Annotated in this window: 8 protein-coding genes; all 8 read right to left on the bottom strand. The window is 71.1% G+C overall.

The features are described 5' to 3' along the window. Positions 1–88: 88 nt before the first annotated feature. On the bottom strand, positions 89–832 hold the full coding sequence (locus tag I5071_RS45945; protein WP_206607145.1) for an enoyl-CoA hydratase-related protein: 744 nt from the start codon (positions 830–832) through the stop codon (positions 89–91). Further along, entirely contained in the window at positions 829–2,064 is a 1,236-nt protein-coding gene (locus tag I5071_RS45940; protein WP_206607144.1) for a hydroxymethylglutaryl-CoA synthase family protein, read from the bottom strand. The genes I5071_RS45945 and I5071_RS45940 overlap by 4 nt, the downstream gene beginning before the upstream one ends. Next, positions 2,061–3,383 (bottom strand): beta-ketoacyl synthase N-terminal-like domain-containing protein, encoded by a 1,323-nt coding sequence (locus I5071_RS45935; RefSeq protein WP_206607143.1) that lies wholly within the window; start codon positions 3,381–3,383, stop codon positions 2,061–2,063. Before I5071_RS45935 ends, I5071_RS45940 begins: the two co-directional genes overlap by 4 nt. Further along, positions 3,380–3,664, bottom strand: a complete 285-nt coding sequence (locus tag I5071_RS45930; protein WP_206607142.1) for a phosphopantetheine-binding protein — start codon at positions 3,662–3,664, stop codon at positions 3,380–3,382. Before I5071_RS45930 ends, I5071_RS45935 begins: the two co-directional genes overlap by 4 nt. Further along, positions 3,661–4,713, bottom strand: a complete 1,053-nt coding sequence (gene sbnB / locus I5071_RS45925; protein WP_236607814.1) for a 2,3-diaminopropionate biosynthesis protein SbnB — start codon at positions 4,711–4,713, stop codon at positions 3,661–3,663. The genes I5071_RS45930 and sbnB overlap by 4 nt, the downstream gene beginning before the upstream one ends. A gap of 8 nt (positions 4,714–4,721) precedes the next feature. Beyond that, complete coding sequence (locus I5071_RS45920) at positions 4,722–6,473, bottom strand: NAD(P)/FAD-dependent oxidoreductase (RefSeq protein WP_206607141.1); 1,752 nt, start codon at positions 6,471–6,473, stop codon at positions 4,722–4,724. 62 nt (positions 6,474–6,535) lie between these two features. Beyond that, on the bottom strand, positions 6,536–10,924 hold the full coding sequence (locus I5071_RS45915) for an alpha/beta fold hydrolase (protein ID WP_206607140.1): 4,389 nt from the start codon (positions 10,922–10,924) through the stop codon (positions 6,536–6,538). Beyond that, a complete protein-coding gene (locus tag I5071_RS45910; RefSeq protein WP_206607139.1) occupies positions 10,921–17,286 on the bottom strand; it encodes a non-ribosomal peptide synthetase in 6,366 nt (2,121 codons plus the stop codon). Before I5071_RS45910 ends, I5071_RS45915 begins: the two co-directional genes overlap by 4 nt. Positions 17,287–17,310: the final 24 nt, after the last annotated feature.

Here is a 17,310-nt window from a genome sequence, read left to right as displayed (position 1 = left end):
GTGGTGTGGCGACGGGCAGGCGCAGCGATGCGTGACCGATCGTGCGCAGGATGACGGGCGAGCTCCACTCGTTCCTCCTCGATGTCTCTCATTCGGATGCCGCGACGGCGGCGATCCGCTCGCGCACCGCAGCGCTCGCGAGCAGCGCGTCGAGGCGCTCGATCGCGAGCTCCTCTGCCTCGTCGGGCGCGCGATGGACACGCCGGAAATGCGCTTTGATCGCGGCGATCGCGGCGGGCTCGACGTGGCGGAGGCGCCGCGCGAGGCGGCGCAGCCCGTCCTCGGGGTTTTCGTGCACCTCGTCCACGAGGGCGAGCGCGAGCGCGCGCGCCGCGTCGACGGGCTCGGTCGTGAGGGCGAGTCGATACGCACGCTGGAATCCGACGCGTCGGACGAGCGGGGGAGACGCGATCGCGGGCACGAGGCCGAGCAGCGCCTCGGGAAGCGCGAACGTCGCGCGAGGCGTTGCGAAGACGAGGTCGCACGCGGCGGCGAGACCGACGCCGCCGCCGAGCGCGCGACCGTCGACGACCGCGACCACCACGACCCCGACCTCCGCGACGAGCGCGAGGGTGTCGGCGTACTTGCGCGGCGTGAACGATCGAGTGCCGCGCCCCGTCGCCGCGTCGAGGTCCATCCCGATGCAGAAGGTGCCGGCGCTGCCCTCGAGCGCGACGATGCGGGACGACGCGTCGCGCGCCGATTCGCGGAGCGCTCCGCAGAGCGCGTCGAGACCGATGTCGTCGAGCGCGTGGCCACGCGTAGGCGAGGGCAGCCGGATGCGGTGCACGGGGCCCCCGCGCACCACTTCGAGCAGGAGCGGCGTGCTCATCGGCCCCACTCGTACTCGCGGTGGAAGCGACGGATCCCGCGCAGGCGCAGCAGCGGCCGTCGCGCAAACGTCTGCTCGTAGAGGGCCTCGAGCCCCTGTGCGTCGGGCTCGCCGTCCTCGGTGCCGAACGGGAGGGCGGCCGTGGCCTCGAGGATGCGCTCGTACTGCGACATCGAGATCGGGGCGCGCGAAGCGAGCGCATCGCCGATCCGCATCGGCGCGATCACTTCCGATGCGCGTCCGGGGATCGTGCCGCTGAAGAACTCCGACGCGCACCCGGAGCCGTACGAGAACAGGCCCACTCGCGCGGGGAGCGCGGATCCGGCGAGCCCATCCACGAGCGCCGCGAGCGCGGCGTAGAGTGAGGCCGAGTAGAGGTTGCCGATCTCTACGTTGAACCGCATGGAGGGGAGCACTCGACGCTCGAAGTCCCGCTCGATCTCCTCCCCGCGCGCGCCCTCGCCCCGGAGTAGCTTCCGGTGCGCGCCACGGATCATCCCGCCGAACGGCGTGTGAAACGCGAGATGATCGAATGTGGTGCGGAGATCGGTGCCCTCCACTCGCTCCGCGTACGCACGATAGGCGTGCACGAGGCATTCGAGGTACGAGAGCAGCGACAGATCGGCGTCTCCCGTCTCCTCGTCGGGTCGCGGGCGGAACGTGTCCATCACTTCGTAGCTGCAGGTCCCGCTCGCGCCGAGGTCGAGCGCGAGCACGTCAGGCCGGTCGCCGACGAGCATCGCGACCGCACCGGTGCCCTGCGACGGCTCCATGTACGAGAGTCTGATCGCGGGACGTGCGGCGTCGGTCGCGATGACGAGCGCCTTGGCGCCGGGCGAGACGCCGGAGGCCACCCACGACGCCGCCATCTGCAGCGCCGCAGTCCCGCCATAGCAGGCCTGTTTGATCTCGAAGAGCCGACAGGAGCGACGGAGCCCGAGGTGCGCGTGGACGTAGGTGGCGAGCGACTTGCCGAAATCCAGACCGGACTCGGTCGCCGTGATTACCATCTCGATGCGGTCGCGCTCCGAAGGTGGCAGTCGGTCGATCAACGGCTTCGCGGCGTTCGCCGCGTGCGTGACCGCGTCCTCCCACGGGAGCGCGACGGACTTGCCGCGCATCATGAGGTTCGCGAACCGATCGAGGTCGAGCCCGCGCGCCTCGAAGAGAGTGCGCACGTCGAGTCGAGTCGATCCCGCGTAGAGATTCATCGCTTCGATTCCGACGCTCACTCTGCACCTCCGGTGTGGCTCGGAGCGCCGCGCTCGAGCACGAGAGTCGTGTGGATTCCCCCGAAACCAAACGAGCTCGATATCGCGCGCCGTACCTCGGCGCGCTCACACGCTCGTGCGACGAACGCGAGCTCGGGGTCGATCGGGTCTTCGAGGTGCGGCTGCGGGTGCAGTACGGAGTCGCTCATCTGCGATATCGTCGCGATCATCTCGAGCGCGCCTGCCGACCCCAGGCAGTGGCCCATCAGCGCCTTGGTGGAGCTCACGCGCGGCCGGGCGCCGTGATCGGTGAACACACGGCCGAGGGCGTGTGCCTCGGCCTGATCGCCGAGCGGCGACGAGGTGGCGTGCGCGTTGACGTAGTCGATGTCGGTCGGATCGAGACCAGCGTCGCGCAGCGCGCTCTGCATCACGCGCGCTTCGGCGTCCGCGCTGGGCGTCGGAGCGCGTGTGCCGCTCAGGCAGAGCGCGATGCCGCGGATCGTGCACCGCGTGGCGACACGGCGTGCGCGCGCCGAAGCCTCCGACTCGAGCACCAGCGCTGCCGCGCCCTGGCCGTAGACGAACCCCGCGGCCGCGCGGTCGAATGGACGGCTCGCCGCCTCGGGCGGGCCGCTGCCGGGATCACAGCGGAGCGCGCCGAGGTTCGCGAGCGCGGCGATCTCGAGCGCGCCGAGGTGCGCCGCGCCGGCGATGACGATGCACACGTCGGCGAGACCGTGACGCACGAGCTGCGCGCCCTTGACGATCGCCGTCTGACCGCTCGCCGATGCGCCGCCCACCGAGAACCCCTCTCCGTGCGCGCCGACGATCTCGCTCCACGTCGACACGAGCTCGGTGTCGAGGTGCTGCAGCGCGTACGTCGGGGGCGCGTGGACCAGCCGATCGCGATAGCGCGCGTCGAGCGCATCGCGGTGCGCGGGGCCGGGCGGCGAGACCGCGACGACAGCGACCCGTTCGGGCGCGAGGATGCTGCGATCGAGCTCGGCGTCGAGCCAGGCCTCGAAGGCGGCGGCGACGCCGGTGCGCACCGACCACTGCGCCCTCGCGGCGCTCCGCACCGCGCGCGTCGCGAGCTCGTCAGGACGCCGCCCGCACGCGACCAGGACGCGCTCGATCTCGGTCGCGAGCTCGAGCTCGCCGAGTAGCGCCGCGACACGCAGCGGGCCAGGCCCCTCGACCGCGCGCACGCCGATCCGCCCGGCGCGCAACGCGGCGGCAAACGACGCGACGCCGCGCCCGATCGAGGAGACCACGCCGACGCCGGTGACGGCGATGGGACCCTGCGCATGCGACCCACTCGGCGACGGAGCCGTCATCGCGCAGTCGCTCCCGCACGCGAAGCGAGGCTCGCGGTGAGCAGGTCGATCAGGCCGCCGAGGTTGCGCGCGCTCGCGAGCTCCGCCGCGGGCACTGCGAGCGAGAGCGACTCGAGCGAGAGCATCACGATCTCGACGCGGTCGACCGAGTTCGCGCCGACATCCGCGAGTCGCACGGAGTCGTCCGCAATCATCTCGGGCGTGAGATCGGGCAGGACCTCGCGCACGCTGCGGCGGACGACGTCCGCGACCGCAGCACGGTCGAGCGATCGAGCGGTCATCGCCCCGACTCCTCGCGCGCGATCACGCGCGGCGGGAAGAACCCGCGCAGGACGGTGCCGCGCCCGCTCGCGATTGCCCGCTGCGCGACGAGATCGGCTGCGACGAGGTCGAGCACGCCGAGGCCGAACGGACTGAACACGACGAGTCGGTCCCGGTCGGGACGGGCCGTCGTACGACCCGCGGTCACGTCGCCCAGGGCGGCGTGCACGAAGCGTCGGTGTCCGACCTCCTGCTCCGCGAGGTGCAACGACGTTTCGGCGCGACAGACGTGATCCTCGTCGTCTACGACGTTGTGCGCACCGAGGACGATCGACGGCGCCAGATCACGGAGCGACAGGTGCAGGATCGTGGAACCGCGGGGTGCCGACGAGAGCGCGGCCGGCTCGATGAACGGCGTGCCCGACGTCGTCGCGAGCGACACGAGCGCAGCCGACGCGAAGAGCGCCTCGAGGGTGGGCGCAGTCTCGAAGTGCATCGCACCGAGCGTGCGAGCAGCCGTATCGGCGAAGCGCGCCGCGGCGCCGGCGTCTGTGTCGAGCATCACCGCCTGCCGGAGCGACGGGAACACGGCCCGCAGGAACCGGAGCACTTCGAGCTGGATCCGGCCGCACCCGACGAGAGCGACGCGCTCGGGGCGCTCCTCCGAGGAGAGCGTGCGCGCTGCGAGCGCGGCGGACGCCGCCGTTCGCCACGCGCTCACGATCGATCCCTCCATCACGACTCGCGCGCGGCCGGTCTCGAGGTCGTTCAGGATCATCACCGCGGAGGCGCGATCGATGCCGCGTTCGTGGTTGCCGGGGACCGAGGAGATCCACTTGATCCCCGCGAGCTCCGGAGCGCTGCCGAGCCATGCAGGCAGCGCGATGATGCGATCGCGCGGCCGCTCGGGAAACCGCACGAACACGGAGTGCGGAACGGCCGACCGGCCAGCAGAATGTCGCTCGTACGCGTCGCGCACGCGGTCGACGAGCTCGAGCTCGGCACCTGCGAGCGAAGCTTCGATGTCCGCCGCGCTCAGATAGAGCACGTCGTCGATGGGCAGGCTCACGGTCGTCCTCACTCTGCCGGGGTGATCGCCGCGTCCTGCGACGCGAGCCTGTGCAGTCGCAGGCCGAGGGTGCGGCCGTCGCTCACGATCTCGTCGAACTTCGCGCCAGCTTCCTTCAGCTCCGCCGCGTGAAGCTTCTCGAGAATCGAGAGATCGAAATGGAAGTACTTGTCCCGGAGGTGCTGCGGGATCTCCTGCGTGAGCCAGCGGAGCACACGCTGCTCAGCCTCGGGACCGACTTCGTGCGTGCGCTTGTGGAGCTCGCGGATCGGATAGAACGGCGGAATGAAGTCCGCCGAGTCGAGGAGCGACTGGATGCGCTCGACCGCTGCCTCGACGCCGATCTGCCCCGCTTCGACCTCGCTCATCACGGCGGCACCGCGATCGACGAGGTCCACCACCTCACGATCGTTCGGCGCGATCCACCCGTTCGCCTCGAACGAATTGACCTTGTCGAGCCACGCATCGTCGCCGGTCAATTGGCGCTGCGCGCGCACGTAATTGACGGCCAGCATTCCGTACATCGATCCGAGCACCCAGAAGCGGTACCAGGCGTTCCAGAGGCGGTGATCGCGGAACGACACGTAGGACGAGTGCACGAGCTGATCATTGCCCCGGATCAGCGTCTCCTGGAGCGTGTTCAGGGACTCGAAGCGCTCGACCGAAAAGTCGCCGTCACGGAACGCATCGAGGATCGCGGGAATCATCATCGCGATCGCCGCATACGTGTTCTGGAGGCCTCGCGAGAAGAGCGGATCGATGAAGCCCATCGCGTGCGACAGCAACGCGTAGCGCTTGCCGACGTTTCGATGCGAGTTGTACTGGACGCGATTTCCGGTGACGGTCCACTCGCGCACCGCCTTGGCATCGCGGAACTGCAACGCGACATCGGGATGTCGCTGGAGGAACTCGCGGAATTCGTCCTCCGCGGCGAGCTCGGGGCGGCGCGGCCAGCGGCGCGGATCGAGCTGCAGGCCGACGCTCACGAGGCGGTTTTTCGAGCGCTCGTGGTTGTTGAACGGGATGACCCACATCCAGCCTCCGTCGAAGAGGTGGTGCAGAGTCCCCTGGCTGAGCTTCGACGGAGTGTCGATCGACACGCACTCCTCGTACGGGCGCACGTCGAGCATGTGAGTGAAGATGCTGCGCGAGTGAGTGCGGATCTCGGAGAGGCCGGTCCGCAGTTTTTCCTGTCGCGCGATCACCGAGTCCCAGCCGGTGCCGTCGACCACGAACTTCGAGGAGAACGAGCGACCACCCTTGGTATGCGTGATCACTCCGTCGTCACGCAGATCAACGCTCGTGACGTCGATGTTCTGGTGGACGCGCACCCCGTAGCGAATCGCGGTGTGGAGCATGTACGCGTCCACGTCCTGTCGGAAGAGATGGGCCTCGGTCTCCCATCCTTCGCCCGCGCCGACCTGGTTGAACTCGTCGGGGTGTCGCGGCGCGTCGGTGCGGTGATAGACGAACCCGAAGTTCTTCTTGATGCCGCAGGTGTTCGAGACGTTGTCGAGCAGCGCGGCGGCGGACGTGAGGTGCTTGAGCTCGGGCACGCCGTAGCGCACTGCGAGCAGCGAGAGCAGCCCGGACGTGGTCGGGATGGTGGACTCGCCGATCGCGAACTTCGGATGCGAGTTCTTCTCGAGCATCACGACGCGCAGGCCCTGTCGCGCAAGGATGCTCGCGACGATCGTCGAGCTGATTCCAGCGCCGAGGATCGTGACGTCGTAGTGGTCGGTACGAGCTGCGGAATTCATGACTCTCCTTGGGAGCTCTCGGAGCGGGGAAAGGTTCGAGCGGTCTCGAGCGGGCGTCGTGCTCAGCCGCGCGTGCGGGCTTCGCGGAGGCCGCGCGAGAGCGTGCGAGCGAGCGAGCGTACGTGGGGCTCCTCGTACATCGACGCGTGATCGCCCGGGACGGTGAGGAGCTCGAGACCGCCGCGCACGACGGGCTGCCACGCGAGGAAGGGAGTCGCGGGATCCCAGTGCGGTCGCCGCGATTCCGCGAAGACGAACGAGGCGCGTCCGTCCCAGGGCTTCGGCTGATACGCGAGCATCGCGGTGATGTCGCTCTCGAGCACGCGCAGAAGCCGGCGCGCTCCGTCGAGTTGCACGTCGGCGAAGCTCGCGCCGCGCCCGCGCAGCTGCTCGAGCGCCCACGTCAGACGTGCGTCGCGGTCCGGCAACGCGCGCAGGACGCCGTGCTCCACCGGGAAGCGGAGCACGTCACGGAGGAAGTAGCCGATCGCGTCGATCTCGTCGTCGAAGACGCGCGGGTAGTGCCCGGGACCGGGCGTGTCGAGCATCGCGAGATACGCGACACGCTCGCCTTCCGACTCGAGCTGTCGTGCGAGCTCGAACCCCACCATTCCGCCGAGGGACGCGCCGACGAGGTAGTAAGGCCCGCGCGGCTGAATGGCGCGGATGGAAGCGAGGTAGTGCCCAGCGGCGGCCTCGATCGTCGACAGCGGCTCTTCGCCCGACTCGAGCCCTCGCGCGGAGAGCGCATGGAACGGGTGATCGTCCTCGAGGTGGAGCGCCAGCGTGCGCGCGGCGAGCGCACGGCCGCCGGCCCCCGGGAGCAGGAACACCGGCGGGAGCGCGTCGTCGCCCGCGCGGACGCGCAGCGCGGACGAGCGCGTCGTGCCGCGCGCGCCTGCGACGCGGGCTCGCAGGAGCGCGCTCATCTCGCGCACGGTGGGCGCCTCCGCGACGAAGTCGGGCGAGAGCGACACGCCGAGCCGCGACTCGAGCCGCGCGGCGAGCTGAATACCGACGAGCGAGTCGCCGCCTCGCTCGAAGAAGTCGTCATCGCGACCGATGGCAGCGACGCCGAGCAGTTCGCCGAGCGCACGCGCGACGATGTGCTCGAGATCGTCGTCGTGCTTGATCGCGGCGGGCGCGGCGGCGCCGCGCGCCGGCTCTGGCGTCGGGAGCGCGCGAGGGACCTCGCGGAAGGCGCTGCCGACCACGAGCGCATGGTCGCAGTCGCGCGCATCAGGCTCGCCGGGCAGCACGTCGACCTCGGCGTACCCCGCGGCCCCGAGCGCAGCGCGCCACGCGGGGATCGTGAGCAGCGGCGAGTGCGTGCGGAACGCGTCGTCGAAGGCCCACCAGCCGTCGGTGAGGCCCCACACGAGATCGCCCCACGGGATGGGCCGCACCATCTCGACCAGCGCGAGCGACCCGCCGGGCGCGAGCAGGCGACCGAGGTTCGACGTCGCCGCGGCGACGTCGGGCGTTGCGTGCACGACGTCGAGTGCGAGGACTACGTCCCATGCGCCCTCCTCGACGCCTTGCGCCGCCGCGGGGCGTGCCGCGTCGAGGACGGCGTACCGCACGCGACCGCCGAGCGTGCCCCATCGGCGCTCGGCGTCGGCCACGAAGCTGCGCGCGAGATCGGTGAACACGAGCTCGAACTCCGCGCCGGACGCCTCGAGGGCGCGGAGCACCGGCGCGAAGAGCTCGCCCTGGCCGGCGCCGATCTCGAGCACGCGCAGGCGACCACGCGCGCGTGCGAGCTCGCCGACCCAGCGCGCCGCCGCGTCGATCAGCGCAGGGTGCCAGCCGGTGCGCGGGACGTCGCGGAGCAGCGACGCGACGCGATCGGGCTGGCCCTTCGGATAGAGCACCGCGAGACCGAGGCGCTCGCCGCGGAGCACCGCCGGGATGCCTTCGACACAGACGTCGAGGAGTGCGAGCAAGCCGCCGAATCGCGGGTGCCGGCGCTGCCACGCCGCGCTGCGCTCCCGCGGGTCCTCGGCGGGCGTGAGCGGAGCCAGCGCGCGGACCGATCCGTCGTGGTCAATCGCGACGCGCCCGTCACGCTCGAGCCAGCGCACCATCGCGGTGAGCAGGCGCTCGCGCGAGCGACCGCGCTGCAGCCCGACGCGCGCTTCGAGCTGCGCCCTCGAGACGCGCTCACCGTAAGCGAGGTGCGGCGCGAGCAGGGACGCGATCGCGTCGATGCAGATCGCGTCGAGCTCCGGTGCGAGCACCGCGGCCGCAGGATCGTGGTGCGCCTGGCGCGCGTCGCGCACGAGCCGCGCGAGGTGGGCTGCGGTAGCGTCCGCCTCGGCGGCGTTCCGCTCGCCGAGCGCGGCGCGCTCGAGGCGCTCCGACGCGATCCACGGCTTCCGCTCGAAGGGATAGACCGGCAGCGCGATGCGTCGTGCTCCGTCGCCTTCGTGCCATGCGCGCCACCGCACATCGAGACCGGACTCGAACGCGCGCGCGACGGCCTCGGCGAGCTCACGACCGGGCTCGCCCGATCCGAGGCGCACGACGTGCTCGCCCCTCAGCTCCGCGTCGGTCGCGGGCTCGGTGCGCGCGATCTCCGCGAGCACCGCACGGGTGGGCGGCGCCGATCCGAGCGCGAGCAGCGCGCGCGCGCGCGCCCCGACGCCGTGCGCGGGGAGTGCCTTGATTCGCTCGAGCGCGCGCACCTGGGCAATCGCGACGGCAGCGGCGAGCTCGTCGGGGGCGAGCTCGCCGGGCAGTGCGATCGCGAGCTCGCTGCAGGTCTCGGCCCACGCCCGTCGGAACGGCGCGCGCTCCGCGACGAGCGCCGCGATGGACGCAGCGTCAGGCGCCTTCCCGCCGATCGCGAGCACCCTCTGCGCAGGCCGGTGCTGCGGGTCGCGCACGCTCGCCACCAGCCGTGCCGGATCGAGCTCGAGAAGGCTCCGCACGACGAGCGCTGCGCGGACCGGGAGCGCGCGACGGCCTCGCGCGAGCGTGAGCGCGACGTCGGCGAGCACGAGCTCGGGGTGCGCGCGAAGGTGCGCAGCGAGGTCTTCGGCGCGGCGCCGCAGTGCGCTCGGCGTCGCTGCGGACAGCGGGAGCACCGACCACGCGTCGCGCGGCGCACGTTCGCGCGGCGGCAGCGGCGGCGCCTCCTGCACGATCGCGTGGACATTGGTGCCGCCGATCCCGAAGTTGCTGATGCCCGCGCGTCGTGCGCCGTGGCGCGGATGCCACGGCCTCGCGGCGGACGCGACGTAGAACGCGCTGCGATCGAGCTCGAGCGCGGGATTCGGCGCCTCGAAGTGGATCGTCGGCGGCAGGACGCCCGCGCGCAGCGCGAGCGCGACCTTGACGAGGCTCGTGACGCCCGACGCGGCGTCGAGGTGCCCGACGTTTGCCTTCACCGATCCGATCGCGCAGAAGCCGCGCTCGTCGGTGTCGGCGCCGTAGACGCGCTGCAGCGCGGCGAGCTCGATCGGATCGCCGAGCTCGGTGCCGGTACCGTGCGCCTCGATGTACGAGAGATCGCGCGGCCGAAGCCCCGCGCTCGCCAGGGCGTCGGCGATCACGGCAGCCTGGCCCTCGACGCTCGGCGCGGTGTACCCGATCTTCGCCGCACCGTCGTTGTTCATCGCGGTGCCGCGGATCACGGCGTGGACGCGGAAGCCCTCGCGGCGCGCATCTTCCCAGCGCTGCAGCGCGACGAGCGCGCCGCCGTTGCCCGGCACGGTGCCCCGAGCGCGCGCGTCGAACGGACGACAGCGCCCCTCCGGCGAGAGGATCATCCCCTTCTCCGCCACGTAGCCCTCGATGGACGGGAACGAGATCGACACGCCGCCCGCGAGCGCGAAATCGCAGCGGTGATCGAGCAGCGCGCCGCACGCGAGGTGCACCGCGGCGAGCGAGCTCGAGCATGCAGTCTGCACGGTGATCGCAGGACCGCGCAGGTCTAGCCGGTGCGCGATGCGCGTCGCGAGGAACGACGGATCCGTGCCGAAGTGGAACGAGAGGCCGCCGTGGCGCTCGCGGATCTCGCGCTCCGAGAGCACCCGTACGTACGTGCTCGCCGACTGCGCCGCGAACACGCCGATGCGCGCGCCATCCTGCGCGGGATCAATCGCCGCGTCCTCGAGCACCTCGTGCGCGAGCTCGAGCATCGTGCGGTGTTGGGGATCGAGCAGGCGTGCCTGCGCCGGCGTGAGCCCGAACAGCGCCGCGTCGAAGTCGAACGGACGCTCGAGCGCCGCCTTCGCGCGGACGTATCCGGGATGCCGGAGCTCGTCATCGGGCACACCCGCGGCACGGAGCTCCTCGTCCCCGAAGCGGCTCACGAGCTCTTCGCCACGCATCAGGCGCGCGAAGAAGTCGTCGAGATCGACCGCGCGCGGAAAGCGACCGGCGAGACCGACGATCGCGATGGCATCACGCAGATCTTCGTCGCGCTGAGAATCGAACCAGCTCACGAGGCCTCCTCCTCGTCCGCCTCACCGGAGCGCGGCCGACGCCGCGCTCGCATCTGCTCGCGGCGCATTGCGCGCGCCCGCGCGTCGGCGAGTGGATCGCCGGATCGCGCCGCGCGCGAGGGCGCGGCCGTTCCGACGCGCTCGTCGATGAGTGCCGCGATGCGCTCGATCGTCGTGTGCTCGAAGAGCTCGACGAGCCGCAGCTCGAGACCAGGGAACGACTCGACGAGCCGCTCGTGGACGCGCACGAGCGTCAGCGAGTTCCCGCCGCGGTCGAAGAAGCTCTCTTGCACGTCGAGCGCGGCGGGCCCGAGCACCTCCGACCAGATGGCCGCGACGGTGCGCTCGCTCGCGGTGCGCGCGGGCTGCGCCGCGGGCGCGTCGGGACTCTCCGTCGGCGCGGGGAGCCGCGAGTCGTCGATCTTGCCGTTGCGCGTGAGCGGGAGCTCCGGCAGCGCGACGAACGCCGCCGGAATCATGTAGTCGGGCAGCTCCTCCGCGAGGAACGATCGGAGATCGCCCGAGGGCACTGCGCGCTCGCACACGACATATGCGACCAGGCTCTTGTTGCCGAGAACGTCGTCGCGCACCGCAACGTGCGCGGCGCGCATCGCCGGATGGTCGAGGAGGCGCGTCTCGATCTCACCAGTCTCGACACGCAAGCCGCGGATCTTCACCTGGTGGTCGCGCCGGCCGAGGAATCGCAGCGTGCCGTCGGGCAGCCAGCACCCGATGTCGCCGGTACGATAGAGAACGCCGCGCGGCACGAACGGGTCCGCGACGAACGCAGCCTCGGTGAGCTCGGGTCGATTCAGGTAGCCGAGCGCGAGAGCGTCGCCGCCGACCACGATCTCGCCCGCGACGCCGATCGGCTGCGGCGCGAGGTGGCGATCGACGACGTACACGCGCGTGTGATCGAGCGGGACGCCGATCGGGATCGTGCCGAGCGTCTCGTCGATCACATCGACGCGATGGTGCGTCGCGTACACCGAGGTCTCGGACGGGCCGTACATGTGTACGAGGCGCCCTGGGCCGAGCGCGTCGAACGCCCTCTGCACGTGCGCCGCCGACACTGCCTGTCCACCGAACAGGATCGCGCGCACGCCTTCGAGATCGGGCCGCGCGCGCTCGACCAGCAGGTTGAAGAGCGCGGTTGTCGCGAGGAATTTCGTGACGCGCTCCTCGCGCACGAGCTCGCCGACGCGATCGACGTCCTTAAGGACGTGCTCGGGGACGAGCACCAGCGTCGCGCCGTTCAGGAGCGCGCCGAAGATGTCGAACGTGGAGCCGTCGAACACGTAGTTCGAGAGCTGCAGCAGGCGATCGTCGGGATCGATCTCCAGATAGCTGCGGTTCAGCGCTGTCCGGATGATGCCGCGGTGCGGGAGCAGGACGCCCTTCGGCTTCCCGGTCGAGCCCGACGTGTACATCACCTGCAGCAGGTCGGTCGCGTGCGCGCCGACATCGGGCGGTGTCGCGTCGAGCATCTCCCAGCCCGGCACGTCGAGCAGCAAGCGCTTGCCGAACGAGACGCGATCGCCGAGGTCCGACTCGGTCACGAGGATGCGCGCGCCGCTGTCGACGAGCATGTACTCGAGGCGCTTGCGCGGGCTCGTCGGGTCGAGCGGCACGTAGGCCGCGCCCGCCTTCGCGACCGCGAGGATCGCCGCGATCATGCGCGGCGATCGCCCGACGAGCAGTGCCACCACGTCGCCGCGGCGCACGCCACGATCCGCGAGCGCCCGCGCGATGCGGTTCGCCTGTGCGTCGAGTTCGCCGTACGTCGTCGTGCGGCCCTCGAAACGCAGCGCAGGGTGGCTCGGGCGCCGGCGCGCGCGCTCCTCGAAGATCGCGTGCGCCGTGCGGTCGCTGGGGTAGCGCGCGTCACGACGATCGTTCCACGTCTCGACGACGAGGCGTCGCTCGCCCGCGGTGAGCATCGGTAGTCGATCGACGGGCGTCTCGGGGAACGCGCACGCCGCTTCTGCGAGCGTCAGGAAGTGCGACGCCATGCGCTCGATCCGATCGCCACGGAACAGGTCGGTCGAGTACTCGATCGCGATGTCGATCGTCGCGCCGCGCTCGCGCGCGATCATCGTGAGATCGAATTTCGCGGTGGTGGAGTCGAGCTCGACCTCGCCGATGCGGATCGTTCCGTCCGACACCTCGCCGAAGGGCGCCTGCAGCGTGAAGACCGCATCGAACACCGGGTTGCGCGCGCCGTCCTTCGGGAGCGTCAGGCGCTCGACGAGCGTCTCGAACGGCGTGTCCTGTCGGTCGTACGCCGCGAGGCACTTCGCGCGCACGGTCGACAGGAGCTCCGCGAAGGTCGCGCCCTCGCCGAGCGCGGTGCGGATCGGTAGCATGTTAACGAACGCGCCGACCGTGGCGCGGACGTCGGAATGCGTGCGGGCCGCTACCGGGATCCCGACGACGACCTCGGACTGACCCGAGGTACGCACGAGAAGCGCATCGAACACCGCAAGCAGCGTCATGAAGAGCGTCGAGCCATCGCGCCGCGCAAGCGCGCGGAGCGCGGTGGCGAGCTCGGGCGGGATGACGAACCGATGCGTCGCGCCGCGGAAGCTGCGCTCGCGCGGGCGCGGGCGGTCCGTCGGGAGATCGAGCGCCGGCAGCTCGCCCGAAAGCTCCTCGATCCACGCGCGCTCCTGTGCGGCGAGCTCGCCGCGCTCGATCGCGCGGTGCTGCCAGGCCGCGAAGTCGCGGTACTGGACCGGTGCCGCCGGGAGCTCGTGACCGCCGAGCATCGCGAGGATCTCGCGCGCGAGGACGCTGACCGACCAGCCGTCGAGCACCGCGTGATGCGCGTCGCTCAACAGGACGAAGCGGCGCTCTCCGACGCGCAGTAGCTTCCAGCGGACGAGCGGAGGCCGGCCGAGATCGAACGGGCGCACCATCGCGCGAAGTTCGTCCTCGACGCGCTCCTCGGAGCACTCGTCGTACTCCACCACGGCGCGTACGCCCTCGACGACGCGCTGCACCGGCACACCGTCCTCGATCACCAGCGCCGTGCGGAGCGCCTCGTGGCGCACCAGGAGCGTGTCGACGACACGCTGGATCTGCTCGCGCGTGATCTCGATGCCTTCGATGCGGAGGCCGCCGGTGACGTTGTACGCCGTCGACCCATGGGAGAGGCGGTCGACAATGAACATTCGCCGCTGCGCCGGCGAGAGCGGCACCGCGGCGTGCCGATCGGCGAGGGGCTCGATCGCGGACCACGCCTCGCTGCGCGCGATGTCGACCCGCGACGCGAGCGTGCGAACGGTGCGCGCTTCGAAGAGCGCCGCGATCGGGAGCACGACGCCGAAGCGGCGCGTGATCTTCGCGTGCAGATCGACGATGCGGAGGGAGTGTCCGCCGTGATCGAAGAAGTCGTCCTCGATGCCGATGTCATCGTGCGTGACGCCGAGCACCTCCTTCCAGAGCGCCAGCAAGACGGCCTCGGTCGGCGTCGAAGGAGCGACCGTCGTCACGCCGCTCGAGACGCTGCCCGGCTCGGGCAGCGCGCGCTCGTCGATCTTGCCGTTGCGGGTTAACGGCATGACGTCGACACGCACGAGGTGCGTGGGGATCGCCCACGCCGGAAGCGTCGCGCGGAGCGCTTCGCGCACGCTCGACGGGATCACGCCGCGGCGGCTGGTGTACCAGGCGCAGAGCACCTTCGTGTCGGCGCGATCGCCGCGCGCGGCGACGTGCACCTCGTCGAGATCGGGGATCGCCGCGAGGTGGCGCTCGACCTCACCGAGCTCGATGCGCAGCCCGCGGATCTTCACCTGGTGATCGACCCGCCCGAGGAACTCGATCGCACCGTCCGGCCGCACGCGCGCGAGATCACCGGTCCGGTACGCGGTCGCCGCCTTCGCGAACGGATCGGGCACGAACCGCGCCCCCGTCAGCTCGGGGCGCGAGAGATAGCCGCGCGCGACTCCGTCGCCGCCGACCCAGAGCTCGCCGGGCACGCCGATCGGACACGGACGGCCGAGCCGATCGACGACGTATGCCGTGCTCTGGCGGATCGGGCGGCCGATCGGGATCGAGCTCTCGCCGTCGCAGTGATCGAGAACGTGGACGGTGGAGAACGTGGTGTTCTCGGTGGGTCCGTATCCGTTGACGACCACGAGACCAGGGTTCGCGGCCATCGCGCGCGCGACGTGGCGCGGGGAGACCACGTCGCCGCCGACCAGCAGACGGCGCACGCCGGGAAAGATCGCCGGGTCGTCGTCGACGAGCTTGTTGAAGAGCGGCGACGTCAACCAGAGCGTGCTCGCCCCGGTCTCGACGATGCGCGCGCGAAGCGACGCCGCAGACAGCAGCGCGTCTCGCGACGCGAGCGCGAGCGTCGCGCCGTTCGCGAGCGCCCCCCAGATCTCGAGGGTGCTCGCGTCGAACGCGAGCGCGCCGGTCTGCAGGAGCGTGTCGCCCGGACCGAGCGGCGCGTACTCGAGCCCGGTGATCAAGCGGACGACGTTGCGGTGCGTAACGACGCAGCCCTTGGGCGTGCCGGTCGACCCCGACGTGTAGAGCACGTACGCGTCGTCGGTGGCGCCGTGCGCGCGCAGCGTGGGCGAGCCCGCGCACGTCACCGCGTCCTCGAGGACGTGCACCGCGCCGTCGAAGCCCGCGGCCGCGAGCACAGGAAGGAAACGGCGCGCGGCAATCGCGACGCGAACGCCCGCGTCGCGCAGCAGGAGGCCGATGCGCTCGGCCGGATAGTCGGGATCGATCGGCAGGTACGCTCGCCCGGCACGGAGGATCCCGAGCAGGACCGCGATCACGTCGGAATCGGTCTCGACCAGCAGCGCGACCGGCGCGCGGGGCGAGTCGGCGATCATCGCCGCGACCGCGTGACTGCGCGCGACGAGCTCGCGGTAGGTGAGCGCGTGCGCGCCCAGCGTCACGGCGATCGCGTCCGGGCGCTCCGCAGCGCGCGCCTCGACGAGCGCATCGATCGTGGCGTCGCGAGGATACGGCGACGAGGTCGCGTTGAGCGTGTCGACGAGGAAGAGGCGCTCGTCCTCCGCCAGCGGGTACGCGTCGCCCAGCGTGCCGTGGTGCACGGCGGCGAACCGAGCGAGCACGAGCTCGAGCTGACGCTCGAGCTGCGCGACGAGCTCGGCGTCGAGCGACGATGCGTCATAGAGGAAGCGCACCTCGAGACCGCCCTGGTCCATGCAGATGAGGTTGAGGTCGTAGTGCGGCTGCTCGACCGACTCGCGGTACGAGATCCGAACGCGCCGCGGGTCGTTCGCGCCTTCGCGCGCTTCGAGGGCCTCGGGCAGCGGATAGTTCTCGAACACGAACAGGTGATCGAAAAGCGGACCGCGATCGCTGCCCGCGATCGCCTGGATCTCCGCGAGAGGGACGTGTCCGTGGCGCTGCGCGAGGGCGACCTTCTGGTGCACGCGCCGCACGAGCTCGCGGATCGGCGTAGTCTCGGGCGCGCTCACGCGGACGGGAACGGTCTGGATGCAGAGCCCGACGACCTGGGCCGCACCTTCGAAGTCGACGGCGCGCCCGGAGACGACGGCACCGACGGTAACGTCGTCGGAGTCCGCGTGCGCGCGCAGCACGAGCGTCCACGCGGCGAGCACGACGGAGCTCACTGTCGCGCCCGACGACGAAGCGAACGCACGAAGCGCGGCCGTGCGATCGGGATCGATGCGCAGCGTTCGTTGCGCGCGAACGTAGCCGGTCGACGCGCGCCGCGGCCACGTGCGGTTCTCCGGTCGGTCCGCGAGCTCGCGCTTCCAGTACGCGCGCGCGTCCTCGCTCGATCGCGAGCCCAACCACTCGACGAAGCGACTGAAGGGAAGCGTCGACGTCGGCGCCGGCGAGCGCCCCTGCGCGCGCGCCTCGTAGCACGCGAGGATCTCGCCCCAGAGCAGGCCCATGCTCCAGCCGTCGAGGATCACGTGGTGGTTGGTCGAGAGGATCTCGTGCTGGCGCGGTCCGGTCCGGAAGACCCGGAAACGGAGGAGAGGCTTGCGCGCGAGGTCGAAACCCTCGCGGCGCTCCGCCGCGATCGCCTCCGCGATGCGTGCCTCGCGCGCAGGCTCGTCGAGCTCCGAGAGATCCTCGAACGCGCACGGCAAGGAGCGCTGCTCGAGCACAATCTGGCGCAGCTTTCCCTGCACGAGGAACACGGTACGGAGCACCTCGATCTCGCGCGCGACGTCGGAGAGCGCGGCTCGGAACAGGCCGGTGTCGAGCTCGCCCTCGCACGCGAGCCGGAGCTGGACGACGTAGGAGGAGTCGCCCGGCCTGCGGAGAGACTCGAGATAGAGGCCCTCCTGCATGGGGGTCAGCGGGACGATCTTCTGGATGCGTGCTCGTTCGCTCATCGCTGGGGCTTTCGGTGTCGACGG

Source organism: Sandaracinus amylolyticus, assembly GCF_021631985.1.
Taxonomy (GTDB): Bacteria; Myxococcota_A; Polyangia; order Polyangiales; family Sandaracinaceae; genus Sandaracinus; species Sandaracinus amylolyticus_A.
The sequence above is the reverse complement of the archived record's forward strand: the minus strand, read 5'-3'. Positions and strand labels throughout refer to the sequence as shown.

Excerpts from the sequence above, each read along its gene's own strand:
- I5071_RS45930 (WP_206607142.1), bottom strand. The coding sequence starts at position 3,664 with ATGACCGCTCGATCGCTCGACCGTGCTGCGGTCGCGGACGTCGTCCGC.
- I5071_RS45945 (WP_206607145.1), bottom strand. The coding sequence starts at position 832 with ATGAGCACGCCGCTCCTGCTCGAAGTGGTGCGCGGGGGCCCCGTGCAC.
- I5071_RS45920 (WP_206607141.1), bottom strand. The coding sequence starts at position 6,473 with ATGAATTCCGCAGCTCGTACCGACCACTACGACGTCACGATCCTCGGC.
- I5071_RS45935 (WP_206607143.1), bottom strand. The coding sequence starts at position 3,383 with ATGACGGCTCCGTCGCCGAGTGGGTCGCATGCGCAGGGTCCCATCGCC.
- I5071_RS45910 (WP_206607139.1), bottom strand. The coding sequence starts at position 17,286 with ATGAGCGAACGAGCACGCATCCAGAAGATCGTCCCGCTGACCCCCATG.